Source organism: Microbacterium sp. MYb45, assembly GCF_002979655.1.
Taxonomy (GTDB): Bacteria; Actinomycetota; Actinomycetes; order Actinomycetales; family Microbacteriaceae; genus Microbacterium.
In genome coordinates, this window is record NZ_PCPG01000008.1 from 66,019 (window position 1) to 83,435 (window position 17,417).

21 protein-coding genes are annotated in these 17,417 nt (G+C 68.3%); 12 read left to right on the forward strand and 9 right to left on the reverse strand.

Features of this window, described 5'->3' with window-relative positions; translation table 11 throughout:
- The first annotated feature begins 30 nt into the window (after window positions 1-30).
- Window positions 31-1,869: a substrate-binding and VWA domain-containing protein gene (locus CQ034_RS13545; RefSeq protein WP_105711440.1), complete on the forward strand. Its 1,839-nt coding sequence runs from the start codon at window positions 31-33 to the stop codon at window positions 1,867-1,869.
- A 7-nt stretch (window positions 1,870-1,876) separates the two neighbouring features.
- Window positions 1,877-2,881 (forward strand): hypothetical protein, encoded by a 1,005-nt coding sequence (locus CQ034_RS13550; RefSeq protein WP_105711441.1) that lies wholly within the window; start codon window positions 1,877-1,879, stop codon window positions 2,879-2,881.
- On the opposite strand, the gene CQ034_RS13555 is transcribed toward CQ034_RS13550, so the two are convergent.
- Complete coding sequence (locus CQ034_RS13555; RefSeq protein ID WP_105711442.1) at window positions 2,859-3,341, reverse strand: SRPBCC family protein; 483 nt, start codon at window positions 3,339-3,341, stop codon at window positions 2,859-2,861. The two genes, CQ034_RS13550 and CQ034_RS13555, sit on opposite strands and share 23 nt — an antisense overlap.
- Window positions 3,342-3,488: 147 nt before the next feature.
- Between CQ034_RS13555 and CQ034_RS13560 the strand changes: the two genes are divergently transcribed.
- Window positions 3,489-4,673, forward strand: a complete 1,185-nt coding sequence (locus CQ034_RS13560; RefSeq protein ID WP_105711443.1) for an alcohol dehydrogenase catalytic domain-containing protein — start codon at window positions 3,489-3,491, stop codon at window positions 4,671-4,673.
- A gap of 12 nt (window positions 4,674-4,685) precedes the next feature.
- Here the strand turns inward: CQ034_RS13560 and CQ034_RS13565 are convergent, their stop codons facing one another.
- Complete coding sequence (locus CQ034_RS13565; protein WP_105711444.1) at window positions 4,686-4,985, reverse strand: hypothetical protein; 300 nt, start codon at window positions 4,983-4,985, stop codon at window positions 4,686-4,688.
- A 1-nt stretch (window position 4,986) separates the two neighbouring features.
- Between CQ034_RS13565 and CQ034_RS13570 the strand changes: the two genes are divergently transcribed.
- The 3 genes from CQ034_RS13570 to CQ034_RS13580 all read left to right on the forward strand — a co-directional run bounded on the left by CQ034_RS13570 (window position 4,987) and on the right by CQ034_RS13580 (window position 7,619).
- Entirely contained in the window at window positions 4,987-6,312 is a 1,326-nt protein-coding gene (locus CQ034_RS13570; RefSeq protein ID WP_146114846.1) for a hypothetical protein, read from the forward strand.
- Window positions 6,313-6,396: 84 nt separating this feature from the next.
- Window positions 6,397-6,642, forward strand: a complete 246-nt coding sequence (locus CQ034_RS13575) for a hypothetical protein (RefSeq protein WP_105711446.1) — start codon at window positions 6,397-6,399, stop codon at window positions 6,640-6,642.
- Window positions 6,639-7,619: an SRPBCC family protein gene (locus tag CQ034_RS13580; protein ID WP_105711447.1), complete on the forward strand. Its 981-nt coding sequence runs from the start codon at window positions 6,639-6,641 to the stop codon at window positions 7,617-7,619. The genes CQ034_RS13575 and CQ034_RS13580 overlap by 4 nt, the downstream gene beginning before the upstream one ends.
- 66 nt (window positions 7,620-7,685) lie before the next feature.
- On the opposite strand, the gene CQ034_RS19790 is transcribed toward CQ034_RS13580, so the two are convergent.
- Window positions 7,686-7,820: a hypothetical protein gene (locus CQ034_RS19790; protein WP_017829963.1), complete on the reverse strand. Its 135-nt coding sequence runs from the start codon at window positions 7,818-7,820 to the stop codon at window positions 7,686-7,688.
- Between the two features lie 196 nt (window positions 7,821-8,016).
- On the opposite strand from CQ034_RS19790, the gene CQ034_RS13585 reads away from it, so the two are divergent.
- Window positions 8,017-9,168 (forward strand): calcium:proton antiporter, encoded by a 1,152-nt coding sequence (locus CQ034_RS13585; RefSeq protein WP_105711448.1) that lies wholly within the window; start codon window positions 8,017-8,019, stop codon window positions 9,166-9,168.
- 19 nt (window positions 9,169-9,187) lie between these two features.
- Here the strand turns inward: CQ034_RS13585 and CQ034_RS13590 are convergent, their stop codons facing one another.
- Entirely contained in the window at window positions 9,188-9,982 is a 795-nt protein-coding gene (locus CQ034_RS13590) for an ABC transporter permease (RefSeq protein WP_105711449.1), read from the reverse strand.
- Entirely contained in the window at window positions 9,979-10,689 is a 711-nt protein-coding gene (locus tag CQ034_RS13595; protein ID WP_105711450.1) for an ABC transporter ATP-binding protein, read from the reverse strand. Before CQ034_RS13595 ends, CQ034_RS13590 begins: the two co-directional genes overlap by 4 nt.
- 70 nt (window positions 10,690-10,759) lie before the next feature.
- Between CQ034_RS13595 and CQ034_RS13600 the strand changes: the two genes are divergently transcribed.
- Complete coding sequence (locus tag CQ034_RS13600) at window positions 10,760-11,287, forward strand: helix-turn-helix domain-containing protein (RefSeq protein WP_029264152.1); 528 nt, start codon at window positions 10,760-10,762, stop codon at window positions 11,285-11,287.
- Here CQ034_RS13600 and CQ034_RS13605 read toward each other — a convergent pair.
- Window positions 11,271-11,537: a hypothetical protein gene (locus tag CQ034_RS13605; protein ID WP_146114847.1), complete on the reverse strand. Its 267-nt coding sequence runs from the start codon at window positions 11,535-11,537 to the stop codon at window positions 11,271-11,273. The genes CQ034_RS13600 and CQ034_RS13605 overlap by 17 nt on opposite strands.
- A gap of 104 nt (window positions 11,538-11,641) precedes the next feature.
- On the opposite strand from CQ034_RS13605, the gene CQ034_RS13610 reads away from it, so the two are divergent.
- From CQ034_RS13610 to CQ034_RS13625, 4 genes are all read left to right on the forward strand, one after another.
- Window positions 11,642-12,142 carry a MarR family winged helix-turn-helix transcriptional regulator gene (locus tag CQ034_RS13610; RefSeq protein ID WP_105711452.1) on the forward strand — a complete coding sequence of 167 codons (501 nt, stop codon included), beginning with the start codon at window positions 11,642-11,644 and terminating at the stop codon, window positions 12,140-12,142.
- A complete protein-coding gene (locus tag CQ034_RS13615; RefSeq protein WP_105711453.1) occupies window positions 12,139-12,942 on the forward strand; it encodes an SDR family oxidoreductase in 804 nt (267 codons plus the stop codon). Before CQ034_RS13610 ends, CQ034_RS13615 begins: the two co-directional genes overlap by 4 nt.
- Before the next feature lie 285 nt (window positions 12,943-13,227).
- Complete coding sequence (locus CQ034_RS13620) at window positions 13,228-13,494, forward strand: hypothetical protein (RefSeq protein ID WP_029264156.1); 267 nt, start codon at window positions 13,228-13,230, stop codon at window positions 13,492-13,494.
- Window positions 13,491-13,793, forward strand: a complete 303-nt coding sequence (locus CQ034_RS13625) for a hypothetical protein (RefSeq protein ID WP_105711454.1) — start codon at window positions 13,491-13,493, stop codon at window positions 13,791-13,793. Before CQ034_RS13620 ends, CQ034_RS13625 begins: the two co-directional genes overlap by 4 nt.
- 67 nt (window positions 13,794-13,860) lie before the next feature.
- Here CQ034_RS13625 and secA2 read toward each other — a convergent pair whose 3' ends face one another.
- The 3 genes from secA2 to CQ034_RS13640 form a co-directional block, all read right to left on the reverse strand.
- Entirely contained in the window at window positions 13,861-16,140 is a 2,280-nt protein-coding gene (gene secA2, locus CQ034_RS13630) for an accessory Sec system translocase SecA2 (RefSeq protein ID WP_181156321.1), read from the reverse strand.
- A gap of 11 nt (window positions 16,141-16,151) precedes the next feature.
- Window positions 16,152-16,790, reverse strand: coding sequence for a hypothetical protein (locus tag CQ034_RS13635; RefSeq protein WP_146114848.1), 639 nt, complete (start codon window positions 16,788-16,790; stop codon window positions 16,152-16,154).
- Between the two features lie 125 nt (window positions 16,791-16,915).
- The gene (locus tag CQ034_RS13640) at window positions 16,916-17,359 is read right to left on the reverse strand and encodes a helix-turn-helix domain-containing protein (RefSeq protein WP_105711457.1); all 444 of its coding nucleotides are present in this window, start codon (window positions 17,357-17,359) and stop codon (window positions 16,916-16,918) included.
- Between the last annotated feature and the right edge of the window lie 58 nt (window positions 17,360-17,417).

Here is a 17,417-nt window from a genome sequence, read left to right on the forward strand (position 1 = left end):
GGGAGCCCGATACATCGGTACCCTTGGCGCATGAGCGCGCCTCGCACCGCACGAAGGACCACCATCCGCCGCACACCTGCCGCCCTGGCCACGGCGGCGATCGTCGCACTGGTGCTGGCAGCCTGCACGGGTGGGGGAGAAGAGCCCGCCCCCGACGGCAGCCAGGGCTTTCCCGACGACGGCTGCACGCACATCACCGTGGCGACCTCGTCGGAGAAGGTCAACATGCTCGACGAGCTGGCGGCCGCGTTCAAGGACTCCCCGGAGCACGAGTCGCTCGACACCTGCGCCACCGTGCGGCCGACGAACGTCTCGTCCGGCAACGCCGCCCGCTACCTGACATCCGGCGAGGACTGGCCGAGCGACGACCGCGCACTGTGGCCCACCCTGTGGTCGCCCGCCTCCACGGTCTGGACCGACCGCGTCGCGGCGGCCGCCTCGCAGAACCTCGTCGGCACACCCGCATCCTTCACGCGGACTCCCGTCGTGTTCGGTATGCCCGAGCCGATGGCCAAGGCGCTCGGGTGGCCGGACAAGCCGATCAGCATCACCGACCTCGAAGGCCTGTGCCAGGACCCCGACGGCTGGGGGAGCGTGGGCAAGGACATCTGGGGCGCCTTCAAGATCTCGAAGACGAACCCGAACACCTCGACCACCGGGCTGTCGACCATCCTGATGCAGTCGTACGAGGCGTCGGGCAAGGCGGAGGGGCTGACCTCGGCCGATGTGGATGCCGCGGCCGACTTCTCCCGCGTGTTCGAGGAGTGCGTGATCCACTACGGCGACACCACGGGCAACGTGCTGTCGACGCTGTACGACGAGACGCAGAACGGCGCCAACGGCTCGGCCTACGTCTCGGCGGTCGCGCTCGAGGAGACCTCGCTGCTCAACTACAACAAGGGCAACCCCGACTCGCACACCGTGCAGCCGGGAGAGACCCTGGTCCCGCCGAAGACCAAGCTGGTCGCGGTGTACCCCGCGGGCGGGTCGATGTGGTCGGACAACCCCGTCACCGTTCTCGGCGCCGACTGGGTGACGCCCGAGCAGCGCACGGCAGGTGAGGCGTTCGCGGCGTTCCTGCAGACCGAGGCCGCGCAGACGATCCTTCCCGAGTACGGCTTCCGTCCGCTCGACGAGTCGGTCCCCCTGGGCGACCTGTTCACGGCGAACTTCGGCGTCGACCCCGCACAGCCCGCCGTGACGCTGCCGAAGCCGGAGGTCGATGTGATCTCCACCGCGATCGACCAGTGGACGCAGGTTCGCAAGCCCTCATCGGTGCTGGAGCTCATCGACATCTCCGGCTCGATGGACGAGCCGATCGGCGACGGCCGCTCCCGGCTCGACGGGGCGATCCAGGGCGCCCAGACGACGCTCGACCATTTCCGCTCCACCGACGAGGTCGGCGTCTGGGCGTTCACCACCGGCGTCTCGTCCGACGAGGGCGAGAACATCGAGGTGCTCCGTGGGGTCACCCCGCTGGGCGCCGACGGCGAGAAGCTCGACTCCTCCCTCGACGACCTCCGCTACGCCGAGCGCAACGGCACACCGCTGTACGACGCGGTGCTCACGGCGTACGAGGCCATGAGCGAGCGCGCCGAGCCCGGACGGATCAACGCGATCGTGGTGCTGTCGGACGGCGAGGACACCGACTCGACGACATCCCTCGACTCGCTGATCGCGAAGATCGGCAAGAGCACGAAGGAGGGCGGAACCGATGCCCCGGTGCGGATCTTCCCCATCGCGTACAGCTCGGCCGCCGACACCTCGGTGCTGCAGCGGATCGCCGATGCCACCGGCGGCCAGATGTTCGACGCGTCGGACGCCGAGCGCATCGACCTCGTCTTCGCCTCCGTGATCAACAACTTCTGAGGTGGGAATGATCAGCTCCACGGCATCCGACCCGAGCGGGGTCACCGACGCGATCGCCGCCCTGCAGTCCGGCGACGTCTACGTCGCCCCCGGCGTGCAGGGGCAGTCGGCGATGACCGATGCCCTGTCGGCCGCCGTGCCGGGGGACCGGACGATCGCCGTCGTGGTGCTGCCGGAGGATGCCGACCTGGGCACCGTCTACCCGCTGGAACTGCTCGACCGGCTCAGCGAGCGAGTGCCGCAGACGACCGTCGTGCTCGCCGTGGGCGACGACCTGCAGGCGGGCTCCACCGTGATCGACAGCAACGACGTGCTCCGGATCGCCAACGAGAACGAGGCGGCGGCAGGCGGCAACACCCAGACCGCTCTCGTCGAGACCGTGCAGCAGATCGTCGAGGAGAATCCGTCCTCCCCGGGTGTTGAAGCCGGGGGAGGAACCGACTGGCTGCTGCCCGTCGTGATCGGCGGAGCCGTCCTGCTCGCAGCCGGCGGCACGGCTATCGGACTGCTCGCCCGTCGCCGTCGCACGCCGAAGACCGCGGTGGATCCTGTTCCTCCCGGCATCCGCCTGCGGGTGGACCGGCTGCGCGAGCTGCGGGTCGATTATGCGAACCTCCCGGGCAACCCTGTGGCCGCGGAGACGGCCGCGGGCATCGAGGCGCTCGCCTCCCACGTCGAGCAGCTGTTCGTACGACTCGACGCCAAGGCGGAGACCGACCAGGTCGCGCTGGCCGAGGCGGAGTACTCCGACAAGCTCGCCCGCCTCGTCGCCGCGCTGGAACGCGACTATCTGCTCGACCTGCTCACGCGGCCCGACCTGTGGGATGCACCGGAGGAGCGCGTCGCCGAGGTGCGCGAGGCACTGGCGGCCGTCACGACGCAGATCATCGACAACATCAAGCAGGTCAATGCCCGAAAGGGCCTGCTGTTCCAGGTGTCGCTCGACTCGCTCATCGGCCGCTCGGAGCTGCGCGACTGGGAGCGGCAGTTCAAGAAGAACTCGGGGGAGTGACCTCGCCCGACGCCCTGCCGTCGCCTCCCGCTCGGCCCTCGGCGAGGTAGGCGAGCCGGTGCAGCGTCTCGGCGTTGCGCCAGCGCAGCATCGGCGTCGTGAGGAAGCGGGGGATGAATGCCGCCGGCCCCTTCACGGGTTCCTCGTCGATGCGCACCTGACAGCCCGACGCCGTCGTGCGCGCGTGCAGAGTGACTTTGGCCTCGCCCATCGGCCAGCCCCGGGCGATGAGCACCATCCGGCGCGGCGGCTCCCACTCCCGCACCTCGGTCCTGTCGTCGAGCAGCGCCGGCCACACGCCGAAGGAGTGGTGCAACTGCGCGCCGACCGCCGGCCAGGAGGCATCGACGTCGCGCATCCGCGAGGCACCGACCACCCATCCGGGATACAGCCAGCCGTTCGCGAGCACCCGGAACACGTCATCCGTGGTGCAGGCCAGGTCACGAGTGTTCGTCGCCATGGTTCCTCCGTCCGCGATCATCCTGCACGCCCGCGGCCGACCGCAGAAGACGCTTGACACGGAGCGCGGTACTTCTGTCAACCCGGTTGGCGGCGGCGCATCGTTCGACGAGCGTGGGCCGACACGGACCGATGATCGGAGGACACCATGAAGGCACTCACCTGGCAGGGCAAGCGCAACGTGACCGTCGAGGAGGTCGCCGATCCGGTCATCCAGGAGCCCACGGACGCCATCATCCGTGTCACGTCCTCGGCGATCTGCGGATCGGATCTGCACCTGTACGAGCTGCTCGGCCCGTTCCTCGACCGCGGAGACATCCTGGGCCATGAGCCGATGGGCGTCGTCGTCGAGGTCGGTGCGGGCGTCACGACCCTCTCGGTCGGCGATCGCGTGGTGATCCCGTTCAACATCTCCTGCGGCGAGTGCTTCCTCTGCCGGCGCGGACTGCAGTCCCAGTGCGAGACCACGCAGGTGCGCGAGTACGGCAGCGGGGCGGCGCTGTTCGGATACACGAAGCTCTACGGCCAGGTTCCGGGCGGGCAGGCCGAGTATCTGCGGGTGCCGCTCGCCGACTACAACCACATCCCCGTAGCGTCCGACCTTCCCGACGAGCGCTACCTCTTCCTCAGCGACATCCTCCCCACGGCCTGGCAGGGCGTCGAGTACGCGCAGGTGCCTGAGGGCGGGACGCTCGCCGTGATGGGCCTCGGGCCGGTCGGCCAGTTCGTGTCCCGCGTCGGACGGCACCGCGGGTATCGAGTGCTCGCGGTCGACCCGGTACCGGAGCGGCGGGCGATGGCGGAGCGTCACGGCATCGAGACGTTCGACCTGACCGACACCGTGGTCGAGGAGCTGCGGGACCTGACCGAGGGGCGTGGTGCCGACTCGGTGGTGGATGCCGTGGGGCTCGAGGCGCACGGCAACTCGGGAGTCGAGTTCCTGCAGAAGGCGGTCGGCCTCCTTCCCGACCCCGCTGCTCGCCAAGTGTTCGACAAGGCGGGCGTCGACCGGCTCGCCGCCGTCTACGCCTCGATCGACGTCGTGCGCCGCGGCGGAACCGTGTCGCTGAGCGGTGTGTATGCAGGGGACGCCGACATCATGCCGATGAAGACCCTGTTCGATAAGCAGATCACCCTGCGGATGGGGCAGTGCAACGTGAAGAACTGGGTCGACGACCTGCTGCCGCTCGTGGAGGATCCCGCTGATCCGCTCGGCGTCATGGACCTGACGACGCATCACGCACCCCTCGAGGACGCGCCCGACCTCTACCGCACGTTCCAGAAGAAGGAGGACGGCTGCATCAAGGTCGTCTTGCATCCGTCGACCGTGTGAGGGCGGAGGGGCTCAGGCGCGGCTGCCGGGGTCCCCGTCGTCGCGGTTCGCCTCGTCGACGTCGGCACGGCGGGTGCCGATGCCGGGTTCGTCATTGTCAGTCGACTCGTCCGGGACCGACGAGCGCGACTCGGGGTCGACACGCACCGCCTCCACAGCCCCGGAGTCGGCGCCGGCGCCCCCCGCTGGAACGTCCTCGGCCGGAGCGGAGTCTTCGCTCCCGCGTTCGGCCAGGTGCGCGGCGATGCTGTCGCGGGCGGCAGCTGGCATGTCGGCGTGCTCGTGGGCAGGTGGCTGATCAGGATTCGACATCGTGGTCTCCTCTCTCGGAACGACAACGATCCGCCGCTACCGGCCGCAGCACACACCCGTTGACAGCGGTGCCGGCGCTGGCGTATCACTCTCCACTCCCAGGTTCGGCATCTATAATGTTAGGCGGTGTTGTCGGGACGCAGTCCCGAAGACCGACAGGGGGAGAATCATGGCCGAAGGAACGACGCCGGTGGGCGCACCCACCTCCAGAAGACTCAGGCGCGGGTGGATCGCACTCATCGCGGTGGTCATCCTCGTGGTTGTCGGCGCGGCCGTGGTGTGGTTCGGCGTCAAGAAGCTCCCCGGCACGCACTATGCAGAGCTCGACGACACCGATCAGCGCATGTTCACGTCTTTGAGCTCTCTCTACGAGCAGTTCCAGGCCGACCCCGCAGCGATCTGGTCGGCCGATTACCGTTTCGACGAGCAACCTCTGACGCTGATCCGCCGCGACGAGGTGGGGGGAGTCATCTGGCACTATGCGTACCTCGTCAACATGTCGGATGTGATCGACACCGCGGGAATGCAGAAGGTCGAGCTTCCCGACGGCTCCTTGCCGGACGATGTGCGCGTGACCAAGACCCTCGGGACAGCATCATTGCCGTTCTGGGCACCTTTCAATTTCACCATCGAGACGCTCGGGGAGACTCCCGTGCTGACCTTCAAGTATTCGGCCGACATCCTGGACGGAGCCGGCGACCCATCCCTCGAATTCGGCACTTTCCTGCTCCATGAAGCCTTCCACGTGGGCAAGCAGCAGGAATGGACGTACGACCGCGGGGCGGAGGGCGACCGCATCTTCGACTACCCGACGTCAGCCGAGCAGCTGGCAATGCTGCGCACCGAGTTCGCGATCCTCGATTCCGCCACTGGTGTCACAGATCCCGCCCGCATGGAGATCGCCGCCCACGACCTCGCGCAGATCCGCGTCGCACGTTATGAGAAGTGGCCGGAATTGCGCGTGCAGGACAACACCGAGGCGATCGAAGGCACGGCGAAGTATGTCGAACGACGCATGTCCGACCTCACGCATGGCGATATCAACATCCTTACGACCCAGCCCGGCGGGACCGCGACCTTCGTGTCTGTTCTGGACTACATCGAGGAAACCGAGCAGTTCGAGATCCTGGAACGCGACATCGCCTACGAAACAGGTGCCCAACTGGGCTACATGCTCGACGTGATCGAGCCGACCTGGAAGCAGAAGATCGAACCCGCGGCGGCCGGTGAGGGCTTGACGCCGTTCCAGACGCTCCAGCGCCGTGTCTCCGTCGAAACCGCGCCCACGCCGCAGGAGATTCTCGAGATCCAGTCTCGGTACCCGTGATCATCAGCCGAGGGACACTTCACGTCGTGCCGATCTAAGCAACCCGGGTTGACATTCGCTCGTCACGCAACGTAGGTTGACAGCATGGAATCCCTCGATGTCGCACAGGTCGCGGCCGATACGACCGACCCGCGCGCGGGACTGCGGGCGGTCGCCTCGCTGCGCACCCTCGCCGATGCCCTCGAGCTACGCCAGGTCGAAGCCGGATTGCGCTCCGGAATGAGCTGGCAGGCCATCGCCGATGCCCTGGGCGTCACGAGACAGGCTGTACACAAGAAGCACTCGAAGCGGATCGACCCCACCATCACCGTCCCTCGGAGGAACTCATGAGCCGGCTCACGCACGCCGCCGCCACGATGCACACCCTCTCGCTCGCGGCGATGGAAGAGGCTTCGCGCTTCGGCGTCCGCGACACCGACATCGATCACCTCCTCCTCGCGCTGACGATCGATTCCGAGACCGGCGGCCAGACCCTCCGCGGAATGGGCGTCAGCCTGGAGGCGGCGCGCGCAGCCGTCGCGGCGCAGCACGCGTCTCAACTCGGGCTCGTGGGCATCGCCACCGATCCGGACAGTCCGGGTCGCATCGTCTTCCACGAGACCAGCGGCTATGAATGGACGGATCGCGCGATCACGGTGCTGAAAGACGCGTCGAGCGGCGAGCGGCGCGGTGACTCGGCAGCCGTGCTCCGCGCTCTGGTCGACGAGCCGAGCGGGCTCATCGACCAGATCCTGAGACGACTCGATGCCGATCCCGACACTCTGCGAACCCGGCTGGACGAGGTGCAGCGGCTTCGCCTCATCCCCCCTGCCCCGGCGGGCCATCAGAACCTCTCCGGTTCCCGCTCGGTCTTCGTGCCTGCGCCGATCGAGGATGTGTGGGCGCTGCTGTCCGCTCCCGCCCGTATCCCCGAGTGGGACCAGGGCATCGCCGCGGTCGATGCGGACGACGAGACGAGCGGGTCGTGGGAGGCGGAGACCGCGACGACCCTGCCCGACGGCAAGCCGATGCAGGTCAAGGATGAGTTCCGGCGCCAGCGCGTGCACCTCGCCCAGCGCGAGGAGCCGACGAGCATCCAGTGGCTCTTCACTCACCCCGATGCAGCGCGCTCGAATCCGCGGTCGGTGGCGTTCGCGCTCGAACATGCCGCCGGCGGAATGCAACTCCGCGTGACCCTGACATGGCTGACCCCTCCGAGCCGCGGCGGCCGTCGCATCGTCCGCGTGCTGATGAAGCCGCTCTTTCGCTTCGTGCTCTTCATCCAGCTCACGCAGCTCGAAAGCGGCATCACCCGCGTCTTCCGCTGACGCCCGAACGCCGGCGGCGCATCACCCGCATCCGGGACGATGCGCCGCCGGCCGGGCCGGATCCCGTCAGCCCTTCGCGCCCTTGCGGGGCTTGATGAACTCGGCTGGTGCGTTCTTCTCCCGCTTCGCAGCTCGCTTCTCCTTGAGCGAGAGCTGCGGCGCCTTCTTGCTGTCGCGACCCTGGATGGACTTTCCGGACATGGTTACTCGCTTCCCCTTCGGTGGCTGGCGTAACCTCCGACCATAGCCAGCGCCCAGCGGAAGTCAAATTTCCTCCTGATCGGGAAATTTTTGCTAAGCTTGTGGAGTCAGAAAGTGCGTTGACACAACGCTGCGACCGGGACGACCCGCTCGCGGTCATCAGTCGGGGACGGCCCCACCTCGAAGGAGTCCGGCGATGTCACGCACGGAGCTTAAGCAGTTGATCGGCGTCACGGATATCGTCCGAGTCGCCCTCGGATGGGGCGCTTTCGCGGCTCTCCTCCTCCTCCACCCGGTGCTGGCGCCGCCTGTGCCGGGACCTGTCCTCGTGATCGCTCTCCTCGGGATCATCGCCGTGATCCTCGTCTGCGCATTCGGCGTGGTGAAGCAGGCCGAGGCCCTCGCACATCGACTCGGCGACCCCTACGGATCCCTCGTCCTGACGCTCTCGATCGTGCTGATCGAGGTCATCCTGATCTCGGCCGTCATGCTCGGACCGGGCGAGCATGCGACCATCGCCCGCGACTCGGTCATGGCCGTCGCGATGATCATCATGAACCTCGTGATCGGTCTGGCACTCCTCCTCGGCGGGCTCCGCCACCGCGGCATGGCCCACAACCGCACCGGCACCTCGGCCTACCTGTCGATGCTGGTGGTGCTGGTCGCCCTCGCGTTCGGACTCCCTGCCCTGATCGGCGCGGACGGTTCGTACACGACGGGGCAGGAGATCCCCGTCATCGTGCTCACCCTCGTGCTCTACGCGTTCTTCCTCTACCGGCAGATGGGCGCACAGGCGAGCGACTTCACCGAGGTCGATCCCCGGCTGCTGCAGAGCGCCGAGCGTCAGGAGAAGGCGGAGGACACCGGCGGGATCCGGCAGGTGCTGGCCGAGCACCGCACGGAGGTCCTCGTGCGCCTCGGGCTCCTGGTGGTCACCGTCATCCCGATCGTGCTCCTGTCGCACGACATGGCGGCGCTGCTCGACGACGGTCTGGGCCGGCTCGGCGCTCCGGTCGCTCTCGCCGGCGTGGTCATCGCGGGCATCGTGTTCCTGCCGGAGTCGATCACCGCGGTGCGCGCCGCTCTCGGCGGTGAGGCCCAGCGCGTCAACAATCTGTGCCACGGAGCACTGGTGTCGACGGTGGGCCTCACCATCCCCGCGGTTCTCATCATCGGGATGCTCACCGGCCAGACGGTCGTCCTGGCGGAGTCTCCGGCGAACCTGCTCATGCTCGGGGTCACGCTGCTGCTCTCCGTCACGACGTTCGCGGCGAAGCGGGTGACCGCGATGCACGGAGCCGCGCACCTGGTGACGTTCGCGGTCTACGTGATCGTCCTGTTCAGCTGAGGCGTGCGGCGGGGCATACTCAGGCGATGTCCCGCCGCAGCGGCACCGCCAGGGCGACCAGAGCGCCCACGGCCGTGTATCCGAGCAGGATGAGCGCGCCGAGCATCGGCGACACCAGCGGGGCGGCGGCGAGCGGCGTCTGTTCGGAGATCGCATCGGTCAGGAACGTGAAGCGCGTGAGCGACGCCGTCGCGCCGCCGGGCAGGTACGAGTAGAGGGCGTTGACTCCGGGGACGATCATGATCACGTTCTCGAGGAAGTAGAAGTACCCGAGCACGATGCCGATGGCGACGATCTGGTTGCGTGCGAGCGCACCGATCGCCACCCCCAGCAGCACGTACACCGCCGAGGCGACCGCCAGCTTGCCGAGAGACAGGAGCAGGTCATCGACGCCGATCGCGAGAGGGACACCGCGCACAGCCGCGGCCGACACGAGGACGAGCCCCGTCGTGAGCGAGGACAGCACCCCGTAGACGAGGCCGACCAGCGCGAACACCACGAGCTTCGCGCCCAGCACCCGCCCGCGGCGCGGAACGGCCAAGAAGGTCGTCCCGATGGTGCGATGCCGATACTCGCCGGTCACGGCCACCGTGCCGATCAGCGCCGGGATGAACAGGGTGACGGTGGAGAGGCCGAGGATCAGGCCCGCACCCTCGGCGGTGTCGATGCCCGGCATGGGCGGGTTGGCGTTCTCCGGCCCGACGATGGCGAGCACCCCGGAGAGGAAGGCGGCGACCATGACGGCCGTGACCGCTGTCCACAGCAGCAACCGGGTAGAGGTGACGCGGATCAGCTCTCCGCGCAGCACGCTCACGCCGCCACCTCCTTGGTGATCTGCAGGAAGGCCGCCTCGAGCGACTCGCGCCCGGAGATCGTCTCGGCGAGCGTCCCGGACCAGCGGACGCGGCCCCGGTCGAGCACCACGACGTCGTCGACCGTGTGCTCGAGCTCGTTCAGCACGTGCGAGGACAGCAGAACCGTCCCCCCGGCGTCGGCGAAGTCGCGGAGGAAGGAGCGGAGCCAGGCGATCCCCGCGGGGTCGAGTCCGTTGAGCGGCTCATCGAGCACGAGGATCTCGGGCTCTCCGAGGAGGGCGGTCGCCAGCCCGAGGCGCTGGCGCATCCCGGTCGAGAACGTCCCGATGCGTCGGTCGGCGTACTCGAGAGCGCCGACTTCGGCGAGAGCCTGCTCGACACGCGTCTTCGGCAGCCGACTGAGAGCGGCGTACGTGCGCAGGTGCGCGCGGGCGGTCATCCTCGGGTTCGCGCCGGCGATGTCGATCAGCGCACCCACCGTGCGCGCGGGCGCGTGCAGCGCTCGGTAGGGGACGCCGTCGATGAGCGCGGACCCGGCATCGGGGCGGGCCAGTCCGAGCAGCACCCGCAGTGTCGTCGACTTGCCCGCGCCGTTCGCACCGAGAAGACCCGTGATGCGACCTTTCTCGGCGGCGAAGTCGGCGTCGCACACCGCCTCGACCGTGCCGTAGCGCTTGGTCACACCCGTGACCTCGATGGCTGCCATATCTGATCCCTCCCCGTAAACTGACTACAGAACGAGAACATTATCACAGTGATAATAATGGAGGCGTCCCGTGACCCCAGAGACTTCGATCGCCGACGTCATCCTGCACCCCGTACGCATCCGCATCGTCCAGCAGCTCGGCGGACGCGACCTGACGACCGCCGAGCTCCGCGACGCGATCCCCGACGTGTCGCAGCCCACGCTCTACCGGCATGTCGCCGCCCTCATCGACGCCGGCGTCCTCGCCGTGGCGAAAGAGCGGAAAGTGCGGGGCACGACCGAGCGCACGCTCACCCTCGGCGACCGTATGGCGCACGTGCCGGAGGCCGAGCTGCAGGCGATGAGCGACCTGCAGCTCCGTTCCGCATTCCTCACGTTTCTCGGCGATCTCGCCGGCCGATTCGACCGCTTCGCCGACCAGGAGGCTCCGGGCGCGCGTGGCTTCCTCGGCTTCGGCTCCGTCCCGCTCTATGTGGACGAGGCCGCGCTGGAGCAACTGCAAGCCGGACTGGCCACGCTGATCGCTCCCTACACGACAGAGCAGGGCGAGGGGCGGCGCCGGGTCGGCCTCAGCATGATCGTCATTCCTGAGGACTGAGCTCCCGACCGACCAGATCGCCCCGTCGCCGGCGGATCAGGACAGCTCCCGCCAAGAGGAGGAGTGCTCCGAGCGCGGCGTGCAACGACGCGGAGGACCCGTCCAGCCCGGTCGCCGGCATCGCGCCGCCGTCACCGCCGCCGCCATCCGGAGTCGGATCCGGAGGCAGCACCGGGTACACGTTCGTGATCGCGGCGACCTGAGAGGTCGGCGGTTCGACTCCCTCGCTCGCGGGCGTGGTGATCGTCACGCTGATCACACCGTCATTCGGGAGCACCAGGGAAGGTCGCCCGCCACTCCCGGATGCGCGGCATCAACAGTTGCCTCACGCAACTGAGCTGATATTGTCGAACTATGGCGATCGACAGAGAGATCGAGAGCATCCGCGACTCGCTCGTGCGGGTGGTGGCCGAATGGAGTCGCAACGACCTGCAGGCTTCGGTCGCCGCGGAACTCGACGCCCCTCTGGATGCCACCGAGGTCCGCGCGCTGTACACGGTCGGTGCGGGCGGGGGCTCCCTCGGATTCAGCGAGCTCGCCGAACGAGCGTCTCTGTCGCGCCCGACCGCTTCGAAGCTCGTCTCCCGCATGTCCGCCCAGGGGCTCTTCGATCGAATCCGCTCCGGGCGCACGGTCGTGGTCCGGCTGACGGATGACGGCATCGAATCATATGCGCGACTCGTGGCCGCTGGGCAGCAGATGGTGGGCGAGGCCCTCGCGGGCTGGGCTCCGCACGAGATCGCGGACTTCCAGACCAGGCTCAGTCGTTTCGTCGTCGCACTCCCGGGAGCGTCTCGAGCGACGGTCTCCCCCGTTCCACCCGACACCGTCCCATCAACTCAGGAGGAAACATGACACGCACCTACGTCATCACGGGCGCCGCATCCGGCATCGGCGCCGCCACTGCTCAGCTGCTCCGCGCGCAGGGACACACCGTCATCGGCGTGGACCTCGCCGGCGTCGAGGTCTCCGGCGACCTGTCGACCCCCGACGGCCGCCGGGCGGCGGCGGAAGCGGCCATCACGGCCGCCGGCGGCATGATCGACGCGGTGATCGCGTGTGCCGGCATCGCCGCGCCGATCTCGAAGACGATGGCCATCAACTACTTCGGCGTGACCGAGTTCCTGGAAGCGCTTCAGCCGACGTTGAGCCTGGCGGACCAGCCGCGCGCCGCCGTGGTCTCGTCGATGGCCTCGCTGCAGCCGGTATCGGCCGAACTCGTCGACGCCGCGCTGAGCGGCGACGAGGCGCTGGCGCTCGAGATCGGCGACCAGCTCGCGACCACCCCGGAGGCCGGATTCCTGAACTACTCGTCGAGCAAGCGGGCCCTGTCACGCTGGGTCCGCCGCGAATCCGTGACACCGGCATGGGCCGGCGTCGGGATTCCGCTGAACGCCGTCGCCCCCGGCACCGTCACCACGCCGATGACGGCAGGGCTGCTCGGGAACCCGGAGGGTCTGGCGCAGGTCGACGCCGCGGTGCCGATGCCGCTCAACTACCATCAGCCGGCGTCGTCCATCGCCGAACTGCTGGTGTGGCTGACGAGCCCGGCCAACACCCACATGGCCGGCCAGACCATCTATTGCGACGGGGGCGCCGACGCGGTGCTCCGCGGCGATGACATCTGGTCGTGGAACGACGCCCCTCGCCGCTGACGCGCAGGGGATGACCGGGCCCGATCCGCAGCGGATCGGGCCCTTTCGCATTTCATCGTCTCCGTTATTTTGAATGACTCAAAATAACGTGATACGGTCGGAGGGAACCGGACGGCCAGATCGTCCTTCCCGCGTCGACATCCGACAGTCTTCGGGAAGGCCCCTGGCCGCAGGACCGCGCGCCGTCCACCGGGGCACCTCGCCCCAGGGCTATTCGGCGTGCCCGCGCACGAGACCGAGTGCACCCGCATTCGACGGCGTCCGGTGAGACGAGAGGAACCACTGATGGAGGAGACCCGAACCGGCTGGAAGCCGAACCCGGTGTTCAGTTCGATGCCGCACTCGATGGGCCGCGGCTCACGCGAAGACATCGTGTGGGAGGCGCTCGAACGCGTGAACGGCAAGCCGACGCCCACGATGGGCGCGATGCAGGCCGCCATGGGAAACGAGTCGCAGATCCGCATCGTCCAGGACACGATCCGCGCCTATCTCGACGCGCACGGCCTCCGCGATCTCGCCGAGCTGGGCGCCCGTGCCGGGGGTGCCGCGTGAAGGCCCGGCCGGCGCAGGCGGACCTGACCCTGCGCATCCGCCCGACGGACCTGTGCCGCACGCCGCCGAAGAGCCCGGCTGCCGATCAGTTCGTCGCGCACCTCTGCTCGACCGGGCTCGGCAGCGTCTCCTACATCGTCGGTCGACGTGATCCCGAGGCGCCCCAATGGATCGTCCTCGACTACGCCACCGGCGGTCACGAGCGAGTGTGGCGCCGGACGCGAGCGCACGGAGACGGCGTGCTGTCGTACACCCTCGTCGAGGACGACTCCTCGAGCGGGTACCTCACTGTCGCCTGAGGGGAGCGCCCTGGGATCCGGATCGGAAGGGGTGCCGGAACCCCGCGGAAGGCGGACCGTCGCGTCGTCAGCGGCGTCTCCGCCGATCCGACCACATCGAGCGGAGTGCGTCCGCGGCCCGTGAAGCGGCGTCTCCGAGAGGGTTGTCGCTCACCATGTACGTCCATGTCGCTGAGGGCCTGCGCTGTCGTGCCGCGGCGAGCGCCGCGTCGATGTCCACGACTCCCGCACGGACGATGAGCCGAATGGCTTCGCCGTAGGCGTGCGTGAAGAATCCTTCGAACTCAGCCAGCGCCAGGCGATGGAACTCATCCAGGGGATTCTGGCCGCCGAGTGCGCGGAGGTGGATGCCGTCGCGCACAGACTGGAGCATCAGCAGGTGCTCGCACCACGCGTCATCGAGACTGAGGACGGCGATCTCGCGCACGGCATCCGTCACGACGGAGTCGGTCGGATCGAGCCCCGCGCCCACGCTCCCCATCTGCTCCCACAAGTGAGCATCGGAGGCCAGGAGACGCTTCCGCTCGGCCAAGACGGTATCGCGCTGTCGCGTGATCGCGCGGTTGTATCCCCACGTGGCCCGGTGCGCATCGGCGCGCACTGCCTCGGAGATGTCCTGCGCCGTGGCAACGATCTGCCCTCGCCGCTTCGGTGAAACCGATCGGGGCGAAGCGATCTGGTCTCGGATCGTGCGCGTGGCCGTGGTCTCGATCAGCTCATCGTGGATGCTGCAGATGCGCATCGCGACACCGGGGTCGCCCTGCCGACCCGAGCGCCCCCGCAGCTGCGCGTCCAGTCGCCGCGAGGGGTAGAGCCCGACCTGAATCACGGCGAGACCGCCCACCGCGGCGACGGCGTCGTGGTCGACGGCAGCCGCACCCCCGAGGAGGATGTCGGTGCCGCGTCCGGAGATCTGCGTAGAGATCGTCACGGCGTTCCGCTCGCCTGCTCGAGCGACGGTGTCGGCTTCGGTCTCGTCGTTCTTCGCGTTCAGCACCCGCAGCTCCAGACCACGCGCCGCGAGTTCCTGCGCGATGTTCTCTGACTGCGCGATGCTCTGCGTGCCGACGAGGACCGGTTGCCCGATCGCATGCCGGCGCTCCACCTCGGCGGCCACCGCGGCAGACACCTCTTCCTCGGAGTCGAGGACGAGGTCGGGCTCATCCACCCGCGCCTGAGGCAAGCGCCGTTCGACACGGCCGCATTCCACCTCGTAGAACTCAATCAGCTCCTCGGCCACGGCCAGCATGGTTCCGCTCATGCCGATGAGGGAGTCGTACCGCATGAGCAGATCCTGCACAGTCAGCGTGTCCAGGATGATTCCGGAACCGCTGGCCGGAAGACCCTCCTTCGCCTCGACGGCCGCGTGCAAACCGTCCGGCCAGCGCTGCCCGTCTGCGATGCGTCCACGACTCGTGTTCACGAGGCGCAGTTCCCCGTCTTCGATCACATAGTCGACGTCGCTGTGCATCAGCACCTGGGCATGCAGTGCGAGATTGAGCCCGGTGAGGAGGGGGATGTTCTCCGCGGCGTACAGGTTCACCCCGCCGAGCTCCGACTCGAGGGCGTCGAGAGCATCATCCGTGAACGAGACGGTTGCCGCATCCCCGTCGACGACGTAGTCCGTGCCCTCGGTGAGTGCACGGACGAAGGCGGCCGCCTGGGCGGGATCGTCCTCGGTCGTGTGTGCGCTCCCCGCGAGAACGAGGGGCACGAGCGCCTCATCGATCATGACCGCGTCGGCTTCGTCGACGATCGCCACATCCATCCGCGGAGCGACACGTTCCGCATCGTGCACGCAGAACCGGTCCCGGAGCACGTCGTATCCGACCTCGCTGACGCTCACGTACGTGACATCGGCGAGATACGCTTCGCGGCGCTCTTCGGAGGTGCTGGATTCCTCGACCGCCGACACGCATATGCCGAGCGCGGCATAGAGCGGACGCATCCACTCCGCATCCCGACGGGCCAGGTAGTCGTTGACGGAGACGACATGCACCGAGTGTCCGGCCAGCACATGTGCAGCAGCCGCGAGTGCGCCGGCCAGGGTCTTCCCCTCTCCGGTGTCCATCTCCACTGCGAAGCCGGCGAGCATCGCGGCGGCCGCCCGTACCTGCTCCCGGAAAGGATCTACTCCGAGAGTGCGACGCGCGGCGGCGACGGCAAGGGCGAGCGCATCGGCGCGCGTTCCCGAGAACGCCTGTGCTCGATCGAGGAGCTCCTGCGAAGAGAGGGCGTCCAACTCCGGCTGGAACGAGAGAGCGTTCGCCACCGTGGGCTCCATCGCCGAGAACGAGATCGTCCCCGGCAAGCCGACGGCGCTGCGCAACCACTTCGGTGCCTTCATGCGACCCTCGGTCATCCCCCGAACACGACCACTGAACCGGCCCGCGACCTGGCGGCCCGGAGCGCCACGGCGCCCAGCGCTCCGGTGGCGAGGATGCGCGCCAAGGTCAGCACGTTCGAGACGAGGATCATCGCGCCTTGGTCGGTCACACTGCCGGACAGGAAGGCGCCCTGGAGCAGCGACCCGAAGACCACGGCGGCGAGCGCAATCGCCGGAATGAACCTCCAGGGTTTCGGCAGCGGACTGCGGAGGACTCCGGCGACGATCGCACCGCTCAGCCCCAGCTCGACGAGAGCGTTCAGGTAGAGCGGTGCCGCCGAGGCGATTCCGAATGAAGCGGTCAGCGCCGGCGGAGCCACGGGAAGCCAGACGGCGAGGAGGAAGAGCGAGATGATCGCTGCCCTCGGCAGGCGGAGGGTGTCGTCGTGGCGCGCAGCTCCGACGCCGGCGGCGACGAGCGCGAGACTGAAGGTCAGTGTCACCGCGGTCGAGACCCCGCTGAGAGCACCCAGGTCAAGTGAACCCGGAAGACTGCGGAACGCGGCCAGCAGGGCCGAGGCGATGAACAGCGCTCCGGATGCCAGCCACCATGGCGACCACCGCGACGGTGCGTGGTCGACCCCGATCACCGGGGAATCAGGTCCACTCATCGTTCACCGCTTCATCGTCCAGGGGCAGGTCCTGCGTTCCACCCTGTCAGAAACCGCAGAGCAGCGCCCTAAAGCCCGGACCCAGGGTCCTACCGGGCCGACTTCGTCGCGAAGGCAGGACGCACTCACCTCACGACGCGGGTGTTGCCACTGGTCAGCGGCGCACCGTCAGCGCCGAGGGGCGCAGATGCGACCACCCGCTCACCCGCCGCATCGACGAGAGTCGAATGAGCTTCCCCGGCAGCGAAGGCATGGCGCTCTCCCCAGCCCCGCAGGGCGAGGATCACCGGGAAGAGCTCCTCTCCGGCAGCGGTCAGTTCATAGTGCTTCCGCTTGGCCGGGGGAGCATCGACCTGCTCGACGAGCCCGTACGCGGCGAGGCGGCGGAGCCTGTCGGCGAGGATGTTGCGCGCGATCCCCGTGCGCTGCTGGAAGTCGGTGAACGTGCGGGCGCCGTCCATGGCATCGCGGATGATCAGCATGCTCCAGCGGTCGCCGACCAGGTCGACGGTGCGCGCGACGGGACAGGTCGGATCGGTCCACTGCGGACGATCGGGGGCATCGCTCATGAGATCTCCAAGAGTTGCAATCTGCAACCATTATGCCCTACGGTCACTTTGGTAGCAA